General features: G+C 71.6%; 14 protein-coding genes. 8 read left to right on the forward strand and 6 right to left on the reverse strand.

Going from position 1 to position 17115, the window contains the following annotated elements; genetic code table 11:
- Positions 1-23 precede the first annotated feature (23 nt).
- Positions 24-1172 carry an acetyl-CoA C-acyltransferase gene (locus FRANEAN1_RS35915; RefSeq protein WP_041255173.1) on the reverse strand — a complete coding sequence of 383 codons (1149 nt, stop codon included), beginning with the start codon at positions 1170-1172 and terminating at the stop codon, positions 24-26.
- Between the two features lie 729 nt (positions 1173-1901).
- On the opposite strand from FRANEAN1_RS35915, the gene FRANEAN1_RS35925 reads away from it, so the two are divergent.
- From FRANEAN1_RS35925 to FRANEAN1_RS35950, 6 genes are all read left to right on the forward strand, one after another.
- Positions 1902-2462: a Trp biosynthesis-associated membrane protein gene (locus FRANEAN1_RS35925; RefSeq protein WP_041255176.1), complete on the forward strand. Its 561-nt coding sequence runs from the start codon at positions 1902-1904 to the stop codon at positions 2460-2462.
- An 86-nt stretch (positions 2463-2548) separates the two neighbouring features.
- Positions 2549-5215, forward strand: a complete 2667-nt coding sequence (locus FRANEAN1_RS35930) for a glycosyltransferase family 2 protein (RefSeq protein WP_020464574.1) — start codon at positions 2549-2551, stop codon at positions 5213-5215.
- A 27-nt stretch (positions 5216-5242) separates the two neighbouring features.
- Positions 5243-6829 carry a galactose oxidase-like domain-containing protein gene (locus tag FRANEAN1_RS35935; RefSeq protein WP_347176900.1) on the forward strand — a complete coding sequence of 529 codons (1587 nt, stop codon included), beginning with the start codon at positions 5243-5245 and terminating at the stop codon, positions 6827-6829.
- Between the two features lie 120 nt (positions 6830-6949).
- A complete protein-coding gene (locus FRANEAN1_RS35940) occupies positions 6950-8131 on the forward strand; it encodes a glycoside hydrolase family 6 protein (RefSeq protein ID WP_020464576.1) in 1182 nt (393 codons plus the stop codon).
- Positions 8121-8864 carry an SCO family protein gene (locus FRANEAN1_RS35945; RefSeq protein ID WP_020464577.1) on the forward strand — a complete coding sequence of 248 codons (744 nt, stop codon included), beginning with the start codon at positions 8121-8123 and terminating at the stop codon, positions 8862-8864. Before FRANEAN1_RS35940 ends, FRANEAN1_RS35945 begins: the two co-directional genes overlap by 11 nt.
- Before the next feature lie 131 nt (positions 8865-8995).
- Positions 8996-9832: a methyltransferase domain-containing protein gene (locus tag FRANEAN1_RS35950; RefSeq protein ID WP_020464578.1), complete on the forward strand. Its 837-nt coding sequence runs from the start codon at positions 8996-8998 to the stop codon at positions 9830-9832.
- Here FRANEAN1_RS35950 and FRANEAN1_RS35955 read toward each other — a convergent pair.
- Positions 9781-10674 carry a helix-turn-helix transcriptional regulator gene (locus FRANEAN1_RS35955; protein WP_020464579.1) on the reverse strand — a complete coding sequence of 298 codons (894 nt, stop codon included), beginning with the start codon at positions 10672-10674 and terminating at the stop codon, positions 9781-9783. The two genes, FRANEAN1_RS35950 and FRANEAN1_RS35955, sit on opposite strands and share 52 nt — an antisense overlap.
- On the reverse strand, positions 10671-11402 hold the full coding sequence (locus tag FRANEAN1_RS35960; protein WP_020464580.1) for a DUF4184 family protein: 732 nt from the start codon (positions 11400-11402) through the stop codon (positions 10671-10673). Before FRANEAN1_RS35960 ends, FRANEAN1_RS35955 begins: the two co-directional genes overlap by 4 nt.
- A gap of 261 nt (positions 11403-11663) precedes the next feature.
- Between FRANEAN1_RS35960 and FRANEAN1_RS35965 the strand changes: the two genes are divergently transcribed.
- Both FRANEAN1_RS35965 and FRANEAN1_RS35970 read left to right on the forward strand, forming a co-directional pair.
- Positions 11664-12095: a VOC family protein gene (locus tag FRANEAN1_RS35965; RefSeq protein WP_020464581.1), complete on the forward strand. Its 432-nt coding sequence runs from the start codon at positions 11664-11666 to the stop codon at positions 12093-12095.
- Between the two features lie 426 nt (positions 12096-12521).
- The gene (locus FRANEAN1_RS35970; protein ID WP_020464582.1) at positions 12522-13442 is read left to right on the forward strand and encodes an SAM-dependent methyltransferase; all 921 of its coding nucleotides are present in this window, start codon (positions 12522-12524) and stop codon (positions 13440-13442) included.
- Here the strand turns inward: FRANEAN1_RS35970 and FRANEAN1_RS35975 are convergent.
- From FRANEAN1_RS35975 to FRANEAN1_RS35985, 3 genes are all read right to left on the reverse strand, one after another.
- On the reverse strand, positions 13406-15277 hold the full coding sequence (locus tag FRANEAN1_RS35975) for a carboxylesterase family protein (RefSeq protein ID WP_347176901.1): 1872 nt from the start codon (positions 15275-15277) through the stop codon (positions 13406-13408). The genes FRANEAN1_RS35970 and FRANEAN1_RS35975 overlap by 37 nt on opposite strands.
- A gap of 366 nt (positions 15278-15643) precedes the next feature.
- Complete coding sequence (gene bldC, locus FRANEAN1_RS35980) at positions 15644-15850, reverse strand: developmental transcriptional regulator BldC (protein ID WP_006540950.1); 207 nt, start codon at positions 15848-15850, stop codon at positions 15644-15646.
- Between the two features lie 152 nt (positions 15851-16002).
- Positions 16003-16833 carry a hypothetical protein gene (locus FRANEAN1_RS35985; RefSeq protein ID WP_020464584.1) on the reverse strand — a complete coding sequence of 277 codons (831 nt, stop codon included), beginning with the start codon at positions 16831-16833 and terminating at the stop codon, positions 16003-16005.
- Between the last annotated feature and the right edge of the window lie 282 nt (positions 16834-17115).

A 17115-nucleotide genomic window follows, 5' to 3' on the forward strand; every position in this document is an offset into this window, starting at 1 on the left:
GGGGATCCTCCGGGAGCGGCTGGTCAGTCAGCGACGAGTTCCACGATCGCGGCGTTGGCGGTGCCACCGCCTTCGCACATGGTCTGCAGCCCGTACCGGATGCCGTTGTCGCGCATGTGGTGGGCGAGGCGGGTCATCAGGATCGCGCCCGAGGCACCCAGGGGATGCCCGACCGCGATGGCGCCGCCCAGCGGGTTGAGGACCTTCGGGTCGGCGCCGGTGTCCGCCAGCCAGGCCAGCGGGACGGAGGCGAAGGCCTCGTTGACCTCGAACGCGCCGATGTCGCCGATGGAGAGCCCGGCCCGGGCGAGCACCTTCTCCGTCGCCGGGATCGGCCCGCTCAGGACGAGCAACGGGTCGGAGCCGACGACCGCGCCGCTGCGGTAGCGCACGATCGGTCGCAGGCCCAGCTCGCGCGCCTTCTCGGGGGTGGTCACGAGCAGCGCGGCGGCGCCGTCGGAGATCTGGGAGGAGCTTCCGGCATGCAGCAGGCCGTCCTCGCCGGTGACGGGCTTGAGCCCGGCGAGCTTCTCCGGCGTCGTGCCGCGCCGCAGGCCCTCGTCGACGGTGAACGGGCCGGACTCGGTCGGGACGGCGACGATCTGCTGCTCGAAGGCGCCGGCGTCGATCGCCGCGGCCGCGCGCTCGTGGCTCAGCGAGGAGAACTCGTCCAGCTGCTGGCGGGAGAAGCCCCACCGCCGCGCGATCCGCTCGGCGCCGACGATCTGGTTGAAGTCGGTGCCGTCGTAGCGTGCCTTGGCGCTCGGCCCGTAGGGCTCGCCCATCTGCCGGGTGGCACCCATCGGGATGCGGCTCATCGACTCGACACCGCCGGCCACGACGAGGTCCTGCTGGCCGGACATGACGGCGAACGCGGCGTGGTCGAGCGCCTGCTGGCTCGATCCGCACGCCCGGTTCACGGTGACCCCGGGAACGCTCTCGGGCCAGCCGGCGGCGAGGACGGTGTACCGGCCGACGTTGCTCGACTGGTCACCGAGCTGGGTCACGCACCCCCACTGGACGTCGTCGACGAGCGCGGGATCGATCCCGGTCCGGTTGACGAGCTCGTTGAGCACCAGGGCGCCCAGCTCCACCGGGTGCACGCCCGCCAGGGAGCCGTTGCGCTTCCCGATCGGCGTGCGCACCGCCTCCACGATCACTGCTTCTCGCACGGCAGTCCCTCTTCTCTCGTCCCTGCGCCCAACCGTGCCACAGTTCGTGCCTTGACGTCCCTGCCGCCCGACTCGTTCCGGGGCCCACCGTGACGAGTGGCACACGAGCACCCGCCGGGGCTGCGCCGTGCGCGTCGGCGGCACCGTCGTAGACGTCGACGACACCGCGCGGGCCGTTCCCCTGTTCGTCCCGACCCGCGCGTCGATCGGGCTCGGTGATCCCGACCACCGTTCGGGCACCCTCGTTGGTGTCGAGGTTCACCGGGTGCCGCACGTTGATTCGGGACGGCCACGAAGGCGCGGCGGCTGGCTACGCACAGACGTCGTCGCGCTCCAGGCAGGCCAAGTAGCACGCACGCGAACAACTCCGGCCGAATAATTGACGCTCCGGCGTGCGCGAGCAGTGTGGCCGATGGGCGACTGTCCGCCACCTTCGAGCCTTCGTAGCAGAGGAAACCCGAGAGCCCGACACTCACGTCACTGTAATGAAGAGCTGACGCACACGACACGGTGAACCGTTACGTGAGAGGCGCGCAATCATGGCCCGTAAAGCACCACGAGCCAGGGCCCACAGCGGCGGTATGTACGATGACGGCCGATTGACGGCAAGCACTTCGTGTTCCTCGAGGGCGGGATACATCAATGGAGGCGGATTCACCGGCAAGGCCGCGGCCGAGCGGGGCAGAGGCGAGAACTCTCCGCTTCCGGCTCGTCACCGCGACTGGACCGGTGTGCTCGCTCGCCGGTGTGATCGCCGCACTCGCGTCGTTCCGTCCCTGGACCCACGCGACCCTCGCCGACCGGGGCGCCGATCTCCTCGTCGTGAACCAGACGGGTTGGGAGCTCGCGCCGGCGGGGCAGCTTGTCTTCGCGGTCGGGGTGGTCGTTACTCTGCTCGTCCTGATCCCACCGGCCGAGGAGAACATCTGGCTGCGCCGACTGATCCCGGTCGCCGGCCTGGTGATGGTCATCATTCCGCTCACCGCGCTGCAGACCGCTGAACCGGTGGCCCGCAAGCTCGAACGGCTCCGAATCGGAACCTTCCAGACCGAGAATCCGGCGGCGACCCACGGAACCGCGTTCGGTCTCTGGGTCATTCTGGCGGCCGGAGCCGTCATCCTGGTCGCGGGATGCGCCCGGCTGGTGTTAGAGCGAAGCACACGACCCGGCGGCGACGTATCCCGGCCCACAGACGCCGCTTCCCCTCCGGCGGGCCGCGCACCCGACCACGAGCTCAGCCCGGAGCGTGAAGGCGACCCCGACCGCAGCCCCGACCGCGACACATCCTGACCTGACCGCGGAGTCCCGCGCCGAATTCCACAGGTTCACCCAGGATCCGTTCGGCACCATCTCCGCGACGACCGTTTGGGACAGCAGTGGCATACGACTACGCGACCTTCTCGACGCTCGCCGGGCCGTTGACGCGCCCGGCCGAAGGTGCGGTGCACCACGTCGAGTACCGGCGCATCATGGCAGGTCGTGTGCTCTGGCAGGTCATGCCGCTGCTCATCGCGACACTGGGCCTGTCGTCGTTGTTCTTCGTCTGGCTTCTCCAGCCCCAGCACTATCCCAGCACGAAATACATACCGACGGCGGTGGCCGTCGGGAACCACATCATGTTCTGGCTGATCGTGGTGACCGAGGGCATCCGCCTGCTCAGCTCCATCATCCTGTGCTGGTCATCAGTGATCATGCGCGACCCGGTGCCGGTGCTGCCACCCCCGGGACTTCGAGTGGCGTTCACCACGACGATCGTGCCGTCCAAGGAACCCGTCGACATCGTCCGCGACACCCTGATCGCCGCCCGCAACATTCAGTACAGCGAGCAGATCGACGTCTGGCTGCTTGACGAGGGCAACGACCCGGCGGTGAAGGCAATGTGCCGGGAGACCGGCGTGCACCACTTCTCCCGCAAGGGCGTGGAGAAGTGGAACACGCCGAAGGGACGGTTCCGCGCCAAGACCAAGCACGGCAACCACAACTCGTGGCTTGACGCGAACGGCCACAAGTACGACGTCGTGCTCTCCGTCGACCCGGATCACATCCCGCTGCCGAACTTCGCCGACCGGATGCTCGGGTACTTCCGCGACCCGAATGTGGCCTTCGTGGTCGGCCCGCAGGTCTACGGGAACTTCCGGCACTATCTGACCCGGGGCGCCGAGGCCCAGAACTACATGTTCCACTCGGTGATCCAGCGGGCCGCGAACCGCTTCGCGGCCGGCATGTTCGTGGGTACCAACCACGCCTACCGGGTGTCCACCTGGGATCAGATCGGCGGGTTCCAGGACTCGATCACCGAGGACCTGGCGACATCCTTCGCCGTGCACGGCGCGTTCAACGAGGTCACCGGGCACCGCTGGACGTCGGTCTACACCCCGGACGTGGTCGCCGTGGGCGAGGGCCCGGCGAACTGGACGGACTTCTTCAGCCAGCAGCTGCGGTGGGCGCGGGGCGCCAACGAGGTGATGGTCACCGAGGCCCCGCGGCGGCTGAAGGCGCTGAGCTGGGGACCGCGCCTGCACTACCTGACGCTGATGGTGCACTACCCCACCGTCGCGATCACCTGGATCGTCGGCAACCTGCTCACCGTGCTCTACATGGCGCTCGGCTCGACCGGCGTCCTCGTCAACGTCTCGTTCTGGCTGGCGCTCTACGTCGACGTGTTCGTCGCGCGGATGCTGCTCTACTTCTGGCTGCGGCGGTTCAACATCAGCCCGCACGAGGAGAAGGGCAGCGCGGGCATGAGCGGGATCTTCGTGTCCGTGCTGTGCACGCCCTTCTACTCGACGGCCTTCGTCGGCGCGCTCACCCGCCGCAAGCTCGGCTTCGTGGTCACCCCCAAGGGGAACGCGGCCAGCCCGGACCGCCTGATGACCTTCCGCAAGCACCTGTTCTGGGCGGCGGTCTCGGGCGGATCCGTGGCCGGAGCCGCGGTCTTCGGTCACCTGTACCCGGCGAACATGGTCTGGGCCTCGCTGTCGATCATCACCTGCCTGATTCCCATCGGGCTGTGGCTGATCGAGCCGATCCTGGCCCCGCGGCGGGCGGTCGCTCCCAACCCGTTGCCGGCCGCCCACATCCCGCCGCAGCGCGCCGGCGACCGCGCACCGGCCGACGCCCGCCCCGGCGCCCAGCGCCACGCCGACCGCATCCCCGCCGGTCGCGGCGGCGTCGACCCGGCCACGGCCGAGACGTCCACCCTCGACCCGAGCGCCGCGGACACGACCGTCATGGGGGCGATCGGCGCAGGGAGCGCCAGTGGGAACAGGGCCGGCGGGAACGGGCCCGGCGGAAGGGGACCCGGCGGGAAGGGATTCGGTGCCAGGCCGTCCGACGTCGACCCGGCGACCGTCGGCACGCCGCTCCCGGAGGCACCCGGCACCGAGCGGACGGTTCCGCCTGTTCCCCCGCCGGCGCCGCCGCTCACCCAGCCGCACCCGGTACGGCCGGCACGCCCGAACCAGCCTCGGCCCGCCCAGCCGGGACGTCCCGCCGCACCCGGGCGGCGGCGTGCCAGGCCGGCAGGCTCCCCGGAGCACGCCGGCACCGGGCGGGCCGGGTGGGAGCGCGACGATCCGACGCTGACCGGCCTCGAGCCCGTCGGCGCCCGCGGCGGCGCGGAGGGCGGCGAGGATGCCGAGCAGTCGCGGCCGCGGGACCCGGGCTGGTTCAGCGACGACACCGTGCGTACGGAGAAGCCGAGGATCGCGGCCATCGTCGCCGCCGCCGACGCCAACAGCCCCGGCACCGGCACTCCTGAGGACACGGTCCGGACGTCCCGGCCGGTCGTCGGCGCCGTCCTGGCCGCCGCCGGGCTGCGCCGTGACTCGGCTAACCCCGACGACGTCGATCAGGACACGGTCGTGACTCTCCGTTCCCGGCAGGGGTCGCCGGAGGAGGTCCTCGCCGCCCGGCGGGCGGCGCTCGCCCGGGAGGGCCGCTCCCCCGCCGGCGTTCCGCACTACACCGAGGACGTCACGATGACCCTGCATCCCCGCCGCCGGCGGGTGTCACTCGACGGCCTGTTGGAAGAGATCGGCTGATGGCCATGACGAGAATCTGATGGGACGATGAAAATAATCAGCGGGCCGCGTCGGTGGCGAGTGGTCCAGGTCTGCTGCCTAGCCATTGTCATCGTGGCCGGGAACGGCCCGTTCCTCAGCGCCTGGGCGACCGACAAGTACGACACCTGGCGCTCGCACCAGCCGGACTACATGCGTCAGTACGGCCGCTGGGACATCGTCGCCGACCCCGGTTCGCGCTCCATCCACGCGGCGCTGCTGCGGACCGGGAAGATTCTGCTGCTGGCCGGTTCGGGAAACAACCAGGCCAACTTCGACGCCAAGCGCTTCGAGACCCTGCTGTGGGACCCGACCGCCAACACCTTCGAGCAGGTCTACACGCCGTGGGACGTCTTCTGCGCCGGCCAGGCGTTTCTTCCGAGCGGTGAGCTGCTCATCGCCGGCGGCACGAAGAAGTACGAGGTCCTCGCCCAGGACTCGCCGGACGGCAAGAAGCAGGAGTACCAGGGGCTGAAGGACAGCTACACGTTCAATCCGCAGACGGAGCGGTACGAGAAGACCGGCGACCTGAACTTCGCCAGGTGGTACCCGACCCTGGTCACGCTGGCCAGCGGCCAGGTGGTCGCGGTCTCCGGCCTGAACGAGAAGGGCGACATCGACCCAGGCAACACGGAGTGGTTCGACCAGGCGAACCGGACGTGGAACCACAACGAGGGGCTGGTCAAGGAGTTCCCGACCTACCCGTCGCTGCTGCTCGCCGGGGACGGCCGGCTGTTCTTCTCCGGCGCGAACGCCGGTTACGGGCCGGCCTCGCTGGAAGCCCGCCAGCCCGGATTCTGGAGCCTCGCCGACGGTACGTTCCAGGCGGTTCCGGGCCTGCCTCAGCCGGAGATCAACGAGACCGCCGGAACGGTGATGCTGCCGCCGGCCCAGGAACAGCGGGTGATGTTCGTCGCCGGCGGCGGCGTCGGCGACACCCAGGTGGCCACCGCCCGCACCGCGATCGTCGACCTGGACGACCCGAATCCCCATTACGTCCCGGGGCCGAACACCACTGTCGCGAAGCGGTACCCCGGCGTCGTCGTCCTGCCGGACGACACCGTGCTCGTCTCCGGCGGCTCCACCGCCTACCGCCAGAAGGACACCCAGACGGCGGAGATCTACCACCCGGACACGAACACCTTCACCACAGCCGCCGACCCGCTCGTCGGCCGGGACTACCACTCGAGCTATCTACTGATGCCCGACGGCCGGGTGGCGGTTTTCGGTTCCAATCCGCTGAGCGACGACAACTTCTTCGAGACCCGGATCGAGATCTACAGTCCGCCCTACATGTACCAGGGTGAGCGGCCGGTCATTAAGACCGCGCCGACCTCGGTCACCCGTGGCACCACAATCGATCTGGGCGTCTCCCAGGAGGTTTCCAAGGTCCGCCTGATCCGTCCGGGCGCCTACACGCACGTGACCGACACCGAGCAGCGCTCGGTGGCCCTCCCCCTGGTCAGCCAGGCGAACGGCAAGGTAACGGTGAGTGTTCCCGACAACGCCAACCTGCTGCCGCCGGACTGGTACATGCTCTTCGTCGACAACGGCGAGAACATTCCGTCCGTCGCCACCTGGGTGCAGGTCCAGTGAGCGCCCACCCCCACCATTCGGGCCAGCCGGACGGTCAGTACTAGCCTGGGACAGGTTGAATCGACGCAACGCAGGCGTCTGGCCCGGCCGGCTGGATCACGGGAGCAAGGGGGATGCCGGGTGACCGTCCGGGCGGAAGACGGCAACGGGCCGAAGCCGCGGTTGCGCGAGCCTCAGGTCCGGCCAGGTCGGCCAGGTCGCACCCGCCTCCGGCGCCGGGCCTGTGCCGCCGGGGCGACGGTGGTCGCGGTGCTCGCCCTCGCCGCCTGCGGCGGGGGCTCGAGCCCCACCCCGGTGACACCCAGCGTGACCGCGGCCGCACCGAACGTTCCCACCGGTCCGCTGACAGCGGTCGGACCGCAATGCCCGGCCGGCGACCCGGCCGGCGCCCAGCGGCCGACCGAGACCGTCGTGCCCGCCGATCCCGCTCCCGCCGCGCCCTTCCTCGTCGACCACGGCAGCCAGGCGGCCGAGGAGGCGCAGCGCAACCCCGCGCGCGCCCAGATCCTCGCGCCACTGGTCAACACCCCCACCGCCTATCCGGTCGGTGACTGGCTGAGAGATGTGCCCGGCGAGGTCCACAAGCGCGCCTCCGCGAGCCGCGACACCGGCACGACCGCGACATTCATGATCTATGCGATTCCGCACCGTGACGCGGAGGCCGTCTACTCCGCCGGTGGCCTGCCCAACGCCGACGCCTACCGGACGTTCACCCGCCAGGTCGCCGGCGCGATCGGCGACGCCCGCGCAGTGATCATCCTTGAGCCGGACTCGCTCGGTCAGATGGACAGCCTGCCCGCCGACCAGCAGGCCGAGCGCTACGCGCTGCTCAACGACGCGGTCGGCGTGTACGGCGCGCTGCCCAACACCAGCGTCTACCTGGACGGCGCGAACTGCGGCTGGATGCCGGCGGGAGCGGCGCCGGTGATCGCCGAACGGCTCCTGCGGGCCGGGGTGAAGGGCGCCCGCGGCTTCGCGGTCAACGTGTCCAACTACTACCGGACCGAGGACGAGACCGCCCGAGGCGAGATCATCTCGGCCCTGACCGGCGGCACCCACTTCGTGGTCGACACCTCGCGCAACGGCCGGGGCCCCGCCGAGGGCATCCAGAACCAGTGGTGCAACCCGCCGGACCGTGGCCTGGGCGTCGCCCCGACGATCGAGACGGGCTCACCGCACGCCGACGCGTTCCTCTGGATCAAGACCCCTGGTGCCAGCGACGGCGAGTGCGGACGCGGCAACCCCGCGGCCGGCGCCTGGTGGCAACAGCAGGCGGAGGAGCTGGTCCGCAATGCGGCCTGAGCGACCTGAGCGGCCTGAGCCTCGACGGGGCCGCCAGGATCTGCGGGGCCGACAGCGCGGGCGGCGTGGGCCGACGTCCACCGGCCTGGCGTGCGCCGCGACGGCGGCCGTGCTGCTGTTCACCGGGGCGGCCTGCGGCTCCGGGGGCGACGGCTCGTCCGGCCCGGCCGTGGTCGATCTCAGCGAGGCCAGCAGGGCGGCCGGGGTGCGCGGTGTGTCTCTCGGTACCCCCGTCGCGAAGCCCACCACGACGCTGATCGACACCGCCGGGGCGCCGTTCGACCTGCGGACGGACCAGGCGACCGCCGGCCGGGTCACGCTGGTGTTCTTCGGGTTCACGAACTGCCCCGACATCTGCCCGACCACCATGGCCGACCTCGACGCGGCGCTGGAGAGCCTCCCCGCGGCCGACCGCGACCGGATCCGGGTCGTGTTCGTCTCGACCGACCCGGACCGCGACACCGGGCCGGTCATCCGCCGCTGGCTGGACCAGTTCGACGCGTCCTTCATCGGCCTGACCGGCGCCTGGCCGCACATCAAGGAGTTCGCCGACGCACTGGACGTCGCGATCGAGCCGGCGGTGCGAGAGGCCGACGGCACCGTGAACGTGACGCACAGCGCGCAGGTGACCGCGTTCAGCCCGGACGGCACCGCCCGGGTCGCCTACCTGACGGGCACCTCGGTCGCCGACTACGCCCACGACCTGCCGTTGCTGGCCCGCGGCGAGACCTGACCCGCACCTGCCGGCGCGGCCGCCCGTCGGGCGCGACAGGACGGCGTCCTGTCCAGTGCGGCCGGCCGCCCGCCGTGACGGCCAGGCGACTGTGCGGCCCGAAGTCCCGACCCGCGTACTAGCGTCGCCCCGTGACTGATCACGGTGAAGGCGGCCAGAACGCCTATGTGCTGACCCTCGATCCGAGTGAGCTGGCTCGCTACCAGTTCATGGCGGCGGTGGCGAAACAGGACGAGTCCGCCGAATGGACCGCGGCCGGGATCGTCCCCGGCGCGCGGGTCGCGGACGTCGGCTGCGGACCGGCCGCGCTCGCCCTCGCCCTGGCCGCCGTGGTCGGACCGACCGGGAAGGTCGACGCCGTGGACCGGGACCCCGACGCGCGGGCGCTGGCCGGGCAGGTCGTCGCGGCCGGGAAGGCCGACAACATCTCGATCACCGAGGGCTCCGCGGATGCCAGCGGACTCCCGGCCGCCAGCTACGACACGGTGATGATGCGCCATGTCCTCGCCCACAACGGTGGTCGCGAGCAGGCGATCGTCGACCACCTCGCGACGCTGGTGAAGCCCGGCGGCTGGGTGTACCTCCTCGACATCGACGCGTCGGCGCTCCGGGTCGTCGGCGGCCCGCCGACGGTCACCGACATCGTCGAGCTCGGTGAGCGGTACCACCGTTTCCACGCGACCCTCGGCAATGACCTGTCCGTCGGGCTGCGGCTCGGCGCTCTGCTGCGCTCGGCCGGGCTCGTCGACGTCCACCACCGGGGCTGGTACAACGTCAACGAGCTGCCACCGGGGATGCGGCCACCGTCCTGGGCCGCTGTACCGGCGATGACGGCCGCCGGACACGCCGACAGCGACGATGTCGAACGCTGGGAGAGGGCGTTCGCCGAACTGGACGCCGCCACCGACCGCCCGACCTATTTCGTCCCGGTGTTCTCGGCCCGCGCCCGCCGACCGGTCGGCGGGTAGCCCGCCTCCTCCGCGAGCCAGCGGCTCGGCGGCACCCCGGCCAGCGCGCGAAACTCGCGTGCCAGGTGTGCCTGATCGAAGAATCCACAACCGGCCGCCAGGTCCGCCAAGGTGAGCTCCCCCGTGTCCCCGGCCACGGCACGCCGGGCGAGCAGACGGCGGGCGTGGTCGAACCGGATGACCCGGGACGCCGCCTTCGGTGTCAGGCCGATCTCGGTCCGGAACCGGCTCCGCAGGTGACGTGCGCTCCATCCGACCTCGGCCGCCAGGTCCACCACCGAGACGGAGCCTCGGGCACGCTCCAGCATCGCCCATGCCTCGGCGATCTCCGGCGCGACCGCCGACGTCCGGCACGCGGCCCGCCGACACAGGATGTCGTCCAGCACCGCGAACAGTTCCACCCAGCCGGAGGCGGCCCGCATCCGCTCCCTCATCTCCGCACACACGTCGCCGAGGACCGCATCCGCTGGAAGGTCCTGGTCGGCAAGTTCACCCGCGGGCAGGCCGAGGAGCGCCCTCGCCCCGAGCGGCCGCAGCGCGACCTGCACTCCCGACTGGGCGCCGTCGTGTGAGATCAACGCCGGCGAGGTGTGCAGTCCGCCGAGCAGCGTGTCGTAGCTGCCCGGCGCCTGATGCGGATCAGGGTGGCCGACAACGATCAGCGGCTCGTCCAGGGCGAAGATCAGAGTCAGGTACGGCGAGGGCAGGCCGCGGTGCAGGGCAGGTGCGACCCCACGCTGGCGGTAGCCGCTGTACCAGGCGATGTACGGGCGCAACGCGGGCACCGGCGCCACGCGGACGTACTCGTCCACCACGGCGAACGTCTCGGCTGGCGTGGTCATCGCTCTAGTGTGCGTCCCGATGCCCACCATCCGGCGGCGACCAGGAACAGGCCCGCTACCAGCGCGATCACACCGGTGACGACGCCGCGGAAGGCGACGGCATGCAGCCCGTTCGACGCCTGCGCCAGGCCGACGACAGCGCCGACCCCCGCCGCCAGGGCCACCACCGCCGGAAGAATCGCCGCCTCCGCCGAGTACCGCCGTGGCCGCCGCGGTCCCCGTGGCAGCGCCCGCAGGTGGACGACGACAGCCGCCGCGACAACGACCAGCCCGGCCGCGCCCATGCAGTACTGAAGCCACTTGTAGCCGGGCAGGGCTCCGTGGTCGGCGCTCAGCCAGGCCACATGACGGACACCCCACCGGTCTTCGTGCGTGAAGGCGTCCCACCCGGTGTGCGTCAGGCCTCCGACGACCGCGGCCACCGGGGCCAGCAGCCACTGATGTCCCGTGGGCCGTGCCCGGGGAGGCAGCCGCAGCCTGACCGGATCCGGAGCCAGATCGAGCAGGGCATCGCGAGCCAGGCAGAACCAGATGCCCAACGCGACCAGCGACAGCAGCGGAACGAAGGTCACGACACCGAGCAGACTGTGGCTGAGGTGGTACATCGCCGACCACCCGAGGAACACGGGCACATCAGGAACCATCGACCCGGCCACCATCGCACTCATCGGCAGCCCGAGCCGCCGCAACGGCAGCACCGCGACGGGATGACTCAACGTGAAAGGCACAGTCTCCTCCCACGGTCCCGCGCGGGTCAGGTCACTCCCTGCCGTCCGGCCCGTACACCCCTGGCACAACTCGTTTCAGGGCGAACCGTGACCAGTGCACCACAAGCACCGGTTGCCCTTCGGAGGTGGCTCACCGGGGAGTTCCGAAACGTCCAAGCCGGGGGCCTTGGGTTCGGCGAATCGTTGGACGGGCCGGACCCGCCCCGGGTCCGCTGACCATCGGCCGCGGAGAGTCGGCCGTGGAGAGGACGCGAACCAGTCATGAGCGATGACAAGGCACCGCCGCCCCAGGTCTGGCCGACGCTGCGAGCCCGCGACGCGCGGGCGCTGATCGCCTTCCTCACCGAGGCGTTCGGCTTCGAGGAGGTCGTCTCGTACGGCCCCGCCGACCACGGCGAAGCCGGTGACCGGGTGGACCACGCCGAGCTCGCGTGGCCGGAGGGCGGTGGTGTCATGCTCGGCTCGACCCGTGACAACCCCGACGATCCGTGGGCCTTCCAGCCGGGCGGCTTCGGCGCCTATGTGGTGACAGCCGAGCCGGACGCCCTGTGCGCCCGCGCCCGGGCCGCGGGAGCGGAGATCACCGTGGAACTGCACGACACCGAGTACGGATCACGGGACTTCGCCGCCCGTGACCCCGAGGGCAACAGCTGGTCGTTCGGGACCTACCGGGGCGCGCCCCGCACGACCTGACGGAGGCCGCTCGGGCCCGAGACACTCCGCCAACCTGGGATCGATCCACCCGCCTGGGTCAGTCCGTCGAGCGGACCGATCCGTCGGACCGGATGATCATGACGAGATTCGGTCCGACGGATCGGGATCAATCGGTCCATGGATTACCTCAATGAAACATTGGGCGCGAGAACTGTCCGAGTTCGACATAATCGCGGCAAGTGCCCTCCACACATCGTGCCAACACCAGCACGGTGCGCGGTCTCCGGTACCGGCTCTGGTGGGGTTCGCCCGGACGGCTCCCGACCGGCGCGCTCATCGACGAGCGGGTTCCGGACGTCCCGCCCCCGCCGACCGGTCCTGAAGCGGCTGGTCGCGGGCGGTCCGCGGAGAGCACCCGCCTGGGCGACGGCGGCCAGGGGTGACTGCGACAGCCCGGAGGCGGGGATGGACGAGGCCACGCGCGCTGCGGTGAAATGGCCGGCGCACCGGAGTGCGCCCCAGGTCGAGCTGCGCACCGACATCCCACATTCCGCCCGGATGTACGACTACTTCCTCGGCGGCAAGGACAACTTCCCCGCCGACCGCGAAGCGGCCGAAGACCTGATGGCCGTCTACCCGGCCACCAGGACGACGGCGTTACAGGGCCGGTCGTTCATGACGAGGGCGATCCGCCACCTGGCCCGCGACGCCGGGATACGCCAGTTCCTCGACATCGGGACGGGCATCCCGGCCAGCCCCAACCTGCACGAGACGGCACAGGCGGCCGCCCCCGCGGCTCGGGTCCTGTACGTCGACAACGACCCGATCGTGCTGTCGCATGCTCGCGCCCTGCTGACGAGCACCCCGCAGGGCCGGACGGCCTACCTGGACGCGGACCTGCTCGATCCCAGCAGGATCATCCGTTCCGCCGAGCTGCGCGACACTTTCGACCTCGACCAGCCCGTCGCGTTGTCCCTGCTCTCGATCCTGCACTTCGTGCCGGACGACCGGGACCCGGCGGGCATCGTCCAGGAGCTGCTCGGGGCCCTCGCTCCGGGTAGCTACCTGGCTGTCGCCCACGCGACCGGGGATTTCGTGGCCCCGGAGGTCGCCGAGCTCGGCACCACGATCTACCAGGACCGCGGGATCCCCTTCCAGCCCCGGTCCCGCGCCGAGATCACCGCGTTGCTCGGCGGCCTCGAGCTGGTGGCGCCCGGGTTGGTCCCGGCCCACCGCTGGCAGCCGGAGGACGGGTCGGCGGAGCTCACGGACGCCGAGGTCAGCAGCTACGGGGCGATCGCACGCAAACCCGTGAATCGCCCAGACGGCAACAATCACCAGGGCGCGGGTCAGCCCCAGAGGTCGCAGTGGTGCGCCACGGCGTAGCCGGACCGCGCAAGCAGCACGCCTGGCTCGAGGGCCAGCCGGTCCGGAACGGTCGAGTTCCATTCCCCCGGCCAGGGCGGCCAGCCCGGCAGCACCCGCTCCCCGGATTCCACACCGACGGCTCCGGCGGGAGGCGTGTTCGGATCACCGGTGGCGGCGAACCGTGCCCAGTAGTCGACCATCGCCGCGGACAGCGCGCGCTCGCTGGCGGTCGCCCCCGTGTGCGGCGCGTCCGAGGCGGCGGAGCGGAACAGGTACGGCAGTTCCCCGGCGTGGGTGGCTCCCGTGGCCACGCCGTCGGTCACCGGGCCGAGACCCGGGACGTCGAACTCGTACAGGAACGCCCGCCCGGGCACGACAGCCCCCGACCCGGGCTGGCCGCGGGGCTGGCTGAACAGGTCAGCGGAGTACGCGGTCGGGCAGGCGAAGACCCGGTCGGTGATCACCTGCGCGAGCCGCTCGCGGGCGGGGACGGCCCCCGGCGGGTAGGCCGCGAGGACAGCGTCCGCCCGGTCGGGGATCTCCGCCCGGACGATCTGCGCGAACCGTTCGGCGGTGAGCTCCCCACCGGAGTCGTAGCTGGAGGTGAAGGCCCGCCCCTCGTCGCGCACCGTCCCGAGGAGGACCGGTACCCCCGCCGCCGAGCCGGCGGCGACGGCATCCACCGGGAAGCGGGGCAGCGTCCGGCTGCCGACCACCGGCGCCCAGGTCGGAGCGGTCAGGATGTCCGCCTGCCCGGAGCCGGCGACGATCTGCTCCACCGGCCGCGCCCGCAGGCAGTCGAGCACCCCGGCGGGGTCCGTACAGCCCATTCGGGCGGCGAACTGCTGGCCCGTGCCCTCGGCCGTGGTCATGGTCGGCAGCGACCACTGGCACGGCCCGCTCTGCATGACCGCCCGCTGGAACAGCCCGCGCGCGGACGGCGCTGCCAGCAGCCCGCAGACGTTCACAGAACCGGCGGACTCTCCGAAGATCGCCACGTTCCCCTGGTCCCCACCGAAGGCGGCGGCGTTCGCCCGCACCCAGCGCAGCGCAGCGATGATGTCCGCCAGGGAGTACGAGCCCGCGTCGCCGCCCGACTCGGTGTTCAGCGCCGGCAGCGCGAGCTGGCCGAGCGCGCCGAGCCGGTAGTTGACGCCCACGAGCACGGCGGGCCCGCCGGCCGCGAACGCGGACATGTCCACATCGTTGGCCGATCCGGCGACAAAGCCGCCGCCGTGGATCCACACCAGCACCGGCAGCCCCGCACCGCTGCCGCCAGTGGTGCCAGCGCCAGCGCCAGTGGCGCCGCCAGTACCGCCGCCGGCCGCGGCCGGCGGCGGTGTCCCGGTGGCCCGGGGCGCGTCCGCCGGCATGGTGACGTTCACGAACAGGCAGTCCTCGCTGGCGCCGGCTGCCAGCGGTCCCTCCTGCGGGCATGGATGGCCGTGCGCCGAGCCGTCCCGCATGCCGCTCCACGGGGCCGCCGGGGCGGGCGCCCTCCAGCGCAGCGCACCGACCGGCGGCGCCGCGTAAGGAAGCCCGTAGAAGGAGACCACCGGACCCTCGGCCACCCCGCGGACCTCGCCGCCGGTGGTCGCCACGACCGGCACGGCCGTCGCCGTCACCCCGCCGGGGCCCGCCGCGCCGGTGCCCGCTCCCGATGCTCCGGGAGGTTCCCCGGCCCCGCCGCCGCAGGCCGGACACAGGGCCACCAGCAGCACCACGGTGAGGAAGGCCAGGAGGGCACCCGGCATTCGGGCCCGCGGACCACGTCGACCCACGGCCCGGCCACCGGCTGTTCCCACCATGCGAACAGCCTCACGGGTGCCGCCGAACCACGCAAGATCGCGCATGGCCCCAAGCTCCCGCGCGGCATGACGAACGCCGCCCCGAGCTGGGGCATGGCGAAAGCCGTCCCGAGCCGACATGACGAAGGCCGTCCCCAGCCGCCCTCCCAAGCCGCCGTTCCGGCCGCGACGCGGGTGCGTGCGCACCCGCGAGGCGAGCTGGAACGAACGAAACCGACGGACAGCGTGGGTGCCGCCCGTCGGTTTCGACACGTGAACCACCACCGCCCTCCCGGAGCGGTGGAGAGTTCAGGCATATGGGACGTCCGCTCAGCAGGCGGGTCCGGCCGTCGGGTTGTTCGCCCGGCCGGGCAGCCGCCGAACGCCTGGTCCTACCAGGACGCCGCCATCAGCGCCGGTTCGGCGCAGTTATCAGATATCACTTCCGATGCTCGGAACTCCCTTCAGCAGGGCACGCACCTCCGCCTCGCGGTACCGGCGGTGACCGCCCAGAGTCCGGATCGAGGTCAGCTTTCCAGCCTTGGCCCACCGGGTCACGGTCTTCGGGTCCACCCGAAACATCGTGGCTACCTCGGCGGGCGTCAGCAGCGGCTCGGCATCCGGCGTTCTCGTCGTCATTGCGTTGGCCTCCCGTCACAGAGCGTCGCTCCGTCCCATACAGATCGTGCATCCTTCGGGGGCATTTCGGACATGGCACGTCAGGACCATCTGCTGACTAGTCACAGCTCGTCCGAAGCGGAGGGCAACGCTGCGCTAACAGGCGGCGCCGATCAACTGGCAGATTCCCGTGACTGCAGGGGTCTCCACCTGATCAGCACTCGTTCGTACGCCTCGACCGCAAGGTCTGTTCGCCCACGGCGTAACGCGCTGACCGCCTCGACGATGTCCTCGACGGATGTGTCCCGCCGCAGCATGTCGTCGTCCAGCAGGTCAACTAGCCCGTCGTAGTCCAGTTCGACCCTGCTCTGCGGATGGAAGGACCCCAGCCAACGGGCCAGCTCGGCGACGCCCTCGATCGCGGGGGCGTCGGTGTTCGCCGCCCGGAGGGTCTCCATCGCCTCCACCGCGCGGCCGACCCGGCGGCGGGCAAGGCTCATCGTGGTCCGGTAGACCATGGAACGGTCGGCGCTGTCGCCGGTGACCAACGCCCGCTCCGCTGGGTCGAACAGTACGAACCAGGTCGGCGGCACCATCCAGGTGCAGGTCTGGACATGGACCTTGATCTCGGGCCGGCGCGCCTTCCACCGGTCGAGCTCTGTCTCCGCCGGGTCCACCAGCCGGCGCGGGAGGAAGGCCTCGGCGACGCGCTCCGGCATCAGCCCGCGGAACTCCATCGCCGCCTGCCACACCCGCAGCTGCGTCGACCACGGGCAGACGAACATCAGGCCGTCCGCCCACTGGACGAAGGCGGACTCGTCGGCGACGTCCAGCGACGGCCGGACGGCCGCCACCAGCGCCACGACCCGCTCCCGCCGGGCGCCCGCGCGCCGCGAGGGCGGCCCCGAGGCCGCGTACCGCTGCCAACGGACGCGGTCCGCGGGCGGGAAGGCGGCCAATGGCTCGTAGACCCGCAGGTAGGCAGCGGGTGAGACGACAGCCACGCTAGACACCGGCCTCGACGGCGGCGTCACCCGCGATGCCCGCCGGCAGCGGGATCGCCACGGACGCCGACCCCCCGCAGAGGGCCGGAACAGGTGCGGACATGCCCCTGGATCCTGGCATGCCTCCGATCCTGGCACGGACCGCGGGCGCGGCGGGCCCGGCGGCGATGAGAGGTCGGGCAACCCGCGCGATCGCCCCGGTGAGACCCGGCAGCGCCCGCCGCACCGCAGCCGCGCCGGACCCCCTCCCGGGCCGGCTCCGCGCCCGTCAGGGCCGCCCGG

The organism is Parafrankia sp. EAN1pec (assembly GCF_000018005.1).
Classification (GTDB): domain Bacteria; phylum Actinomycetota; class Actinomycetes; order Frankiales; family Frankiaceae; genus Parafrankia; species Parafrankia soli.

What these genes read in the sequence shown, in the direction of transcription:
- FRANEAN1_RS35945 (WP_020464577.1), top strand. Translation starts at nt 8,121, where the DNA reads ATGCGGCCTGAGCGACCTGAGCGGCCTGAGCCTCGACGGGGCCGCCAG.
- bldC (WP_006540950.1), bottom strand. Translation starts at nt 15,850, where the DNA reads ATGACGACGAGAACGCCGGATGCCGAGCCGCTGCTGACGCCCGCCGAG.
- FRANEAN1_RS35965 (WP_020464581.1), top strand. Translation starts at nt 11,664, where the DNA reads ATGAGCGATGACAAGGCACCGCCGCCCCAGGTCTGGCCGACGCTGCGA.
- FRANEAN1_RS35935 (WP_347176900.1), top strand. Translation starts at nt 5,243, where the DNA reads ATGAAAATAATCAGCGGGCCGCGTCGGTGGCGAGTGGTCCAGGTCTGC.
- FRANEAN1_RS35975 (WP_347176901.1), bottom strand. Translation starts at nt 15,277, where the DNA reads ATGCGCGATCTTGCGTGGTTCGGCGGCACCCGTGAGGCTGTTCGCATG.
- FRANEAN1_RS35955 (WP_020464579.1), bottom strand. Translation starts at nt 10,674, where the DNA reads ATGACCACGCCAGCCGAGACGTTCGCCGTGGTGGACGAGTACGTCCGC.
- FRANEAN1_RS35970 (WP_020464582.1), top strand. Translation starts at nt 12,522, where the DNA reads ATGGACGAGGCCACGCGCGCTGCGGTGAAATGGCCGGCGCACCGGAGT.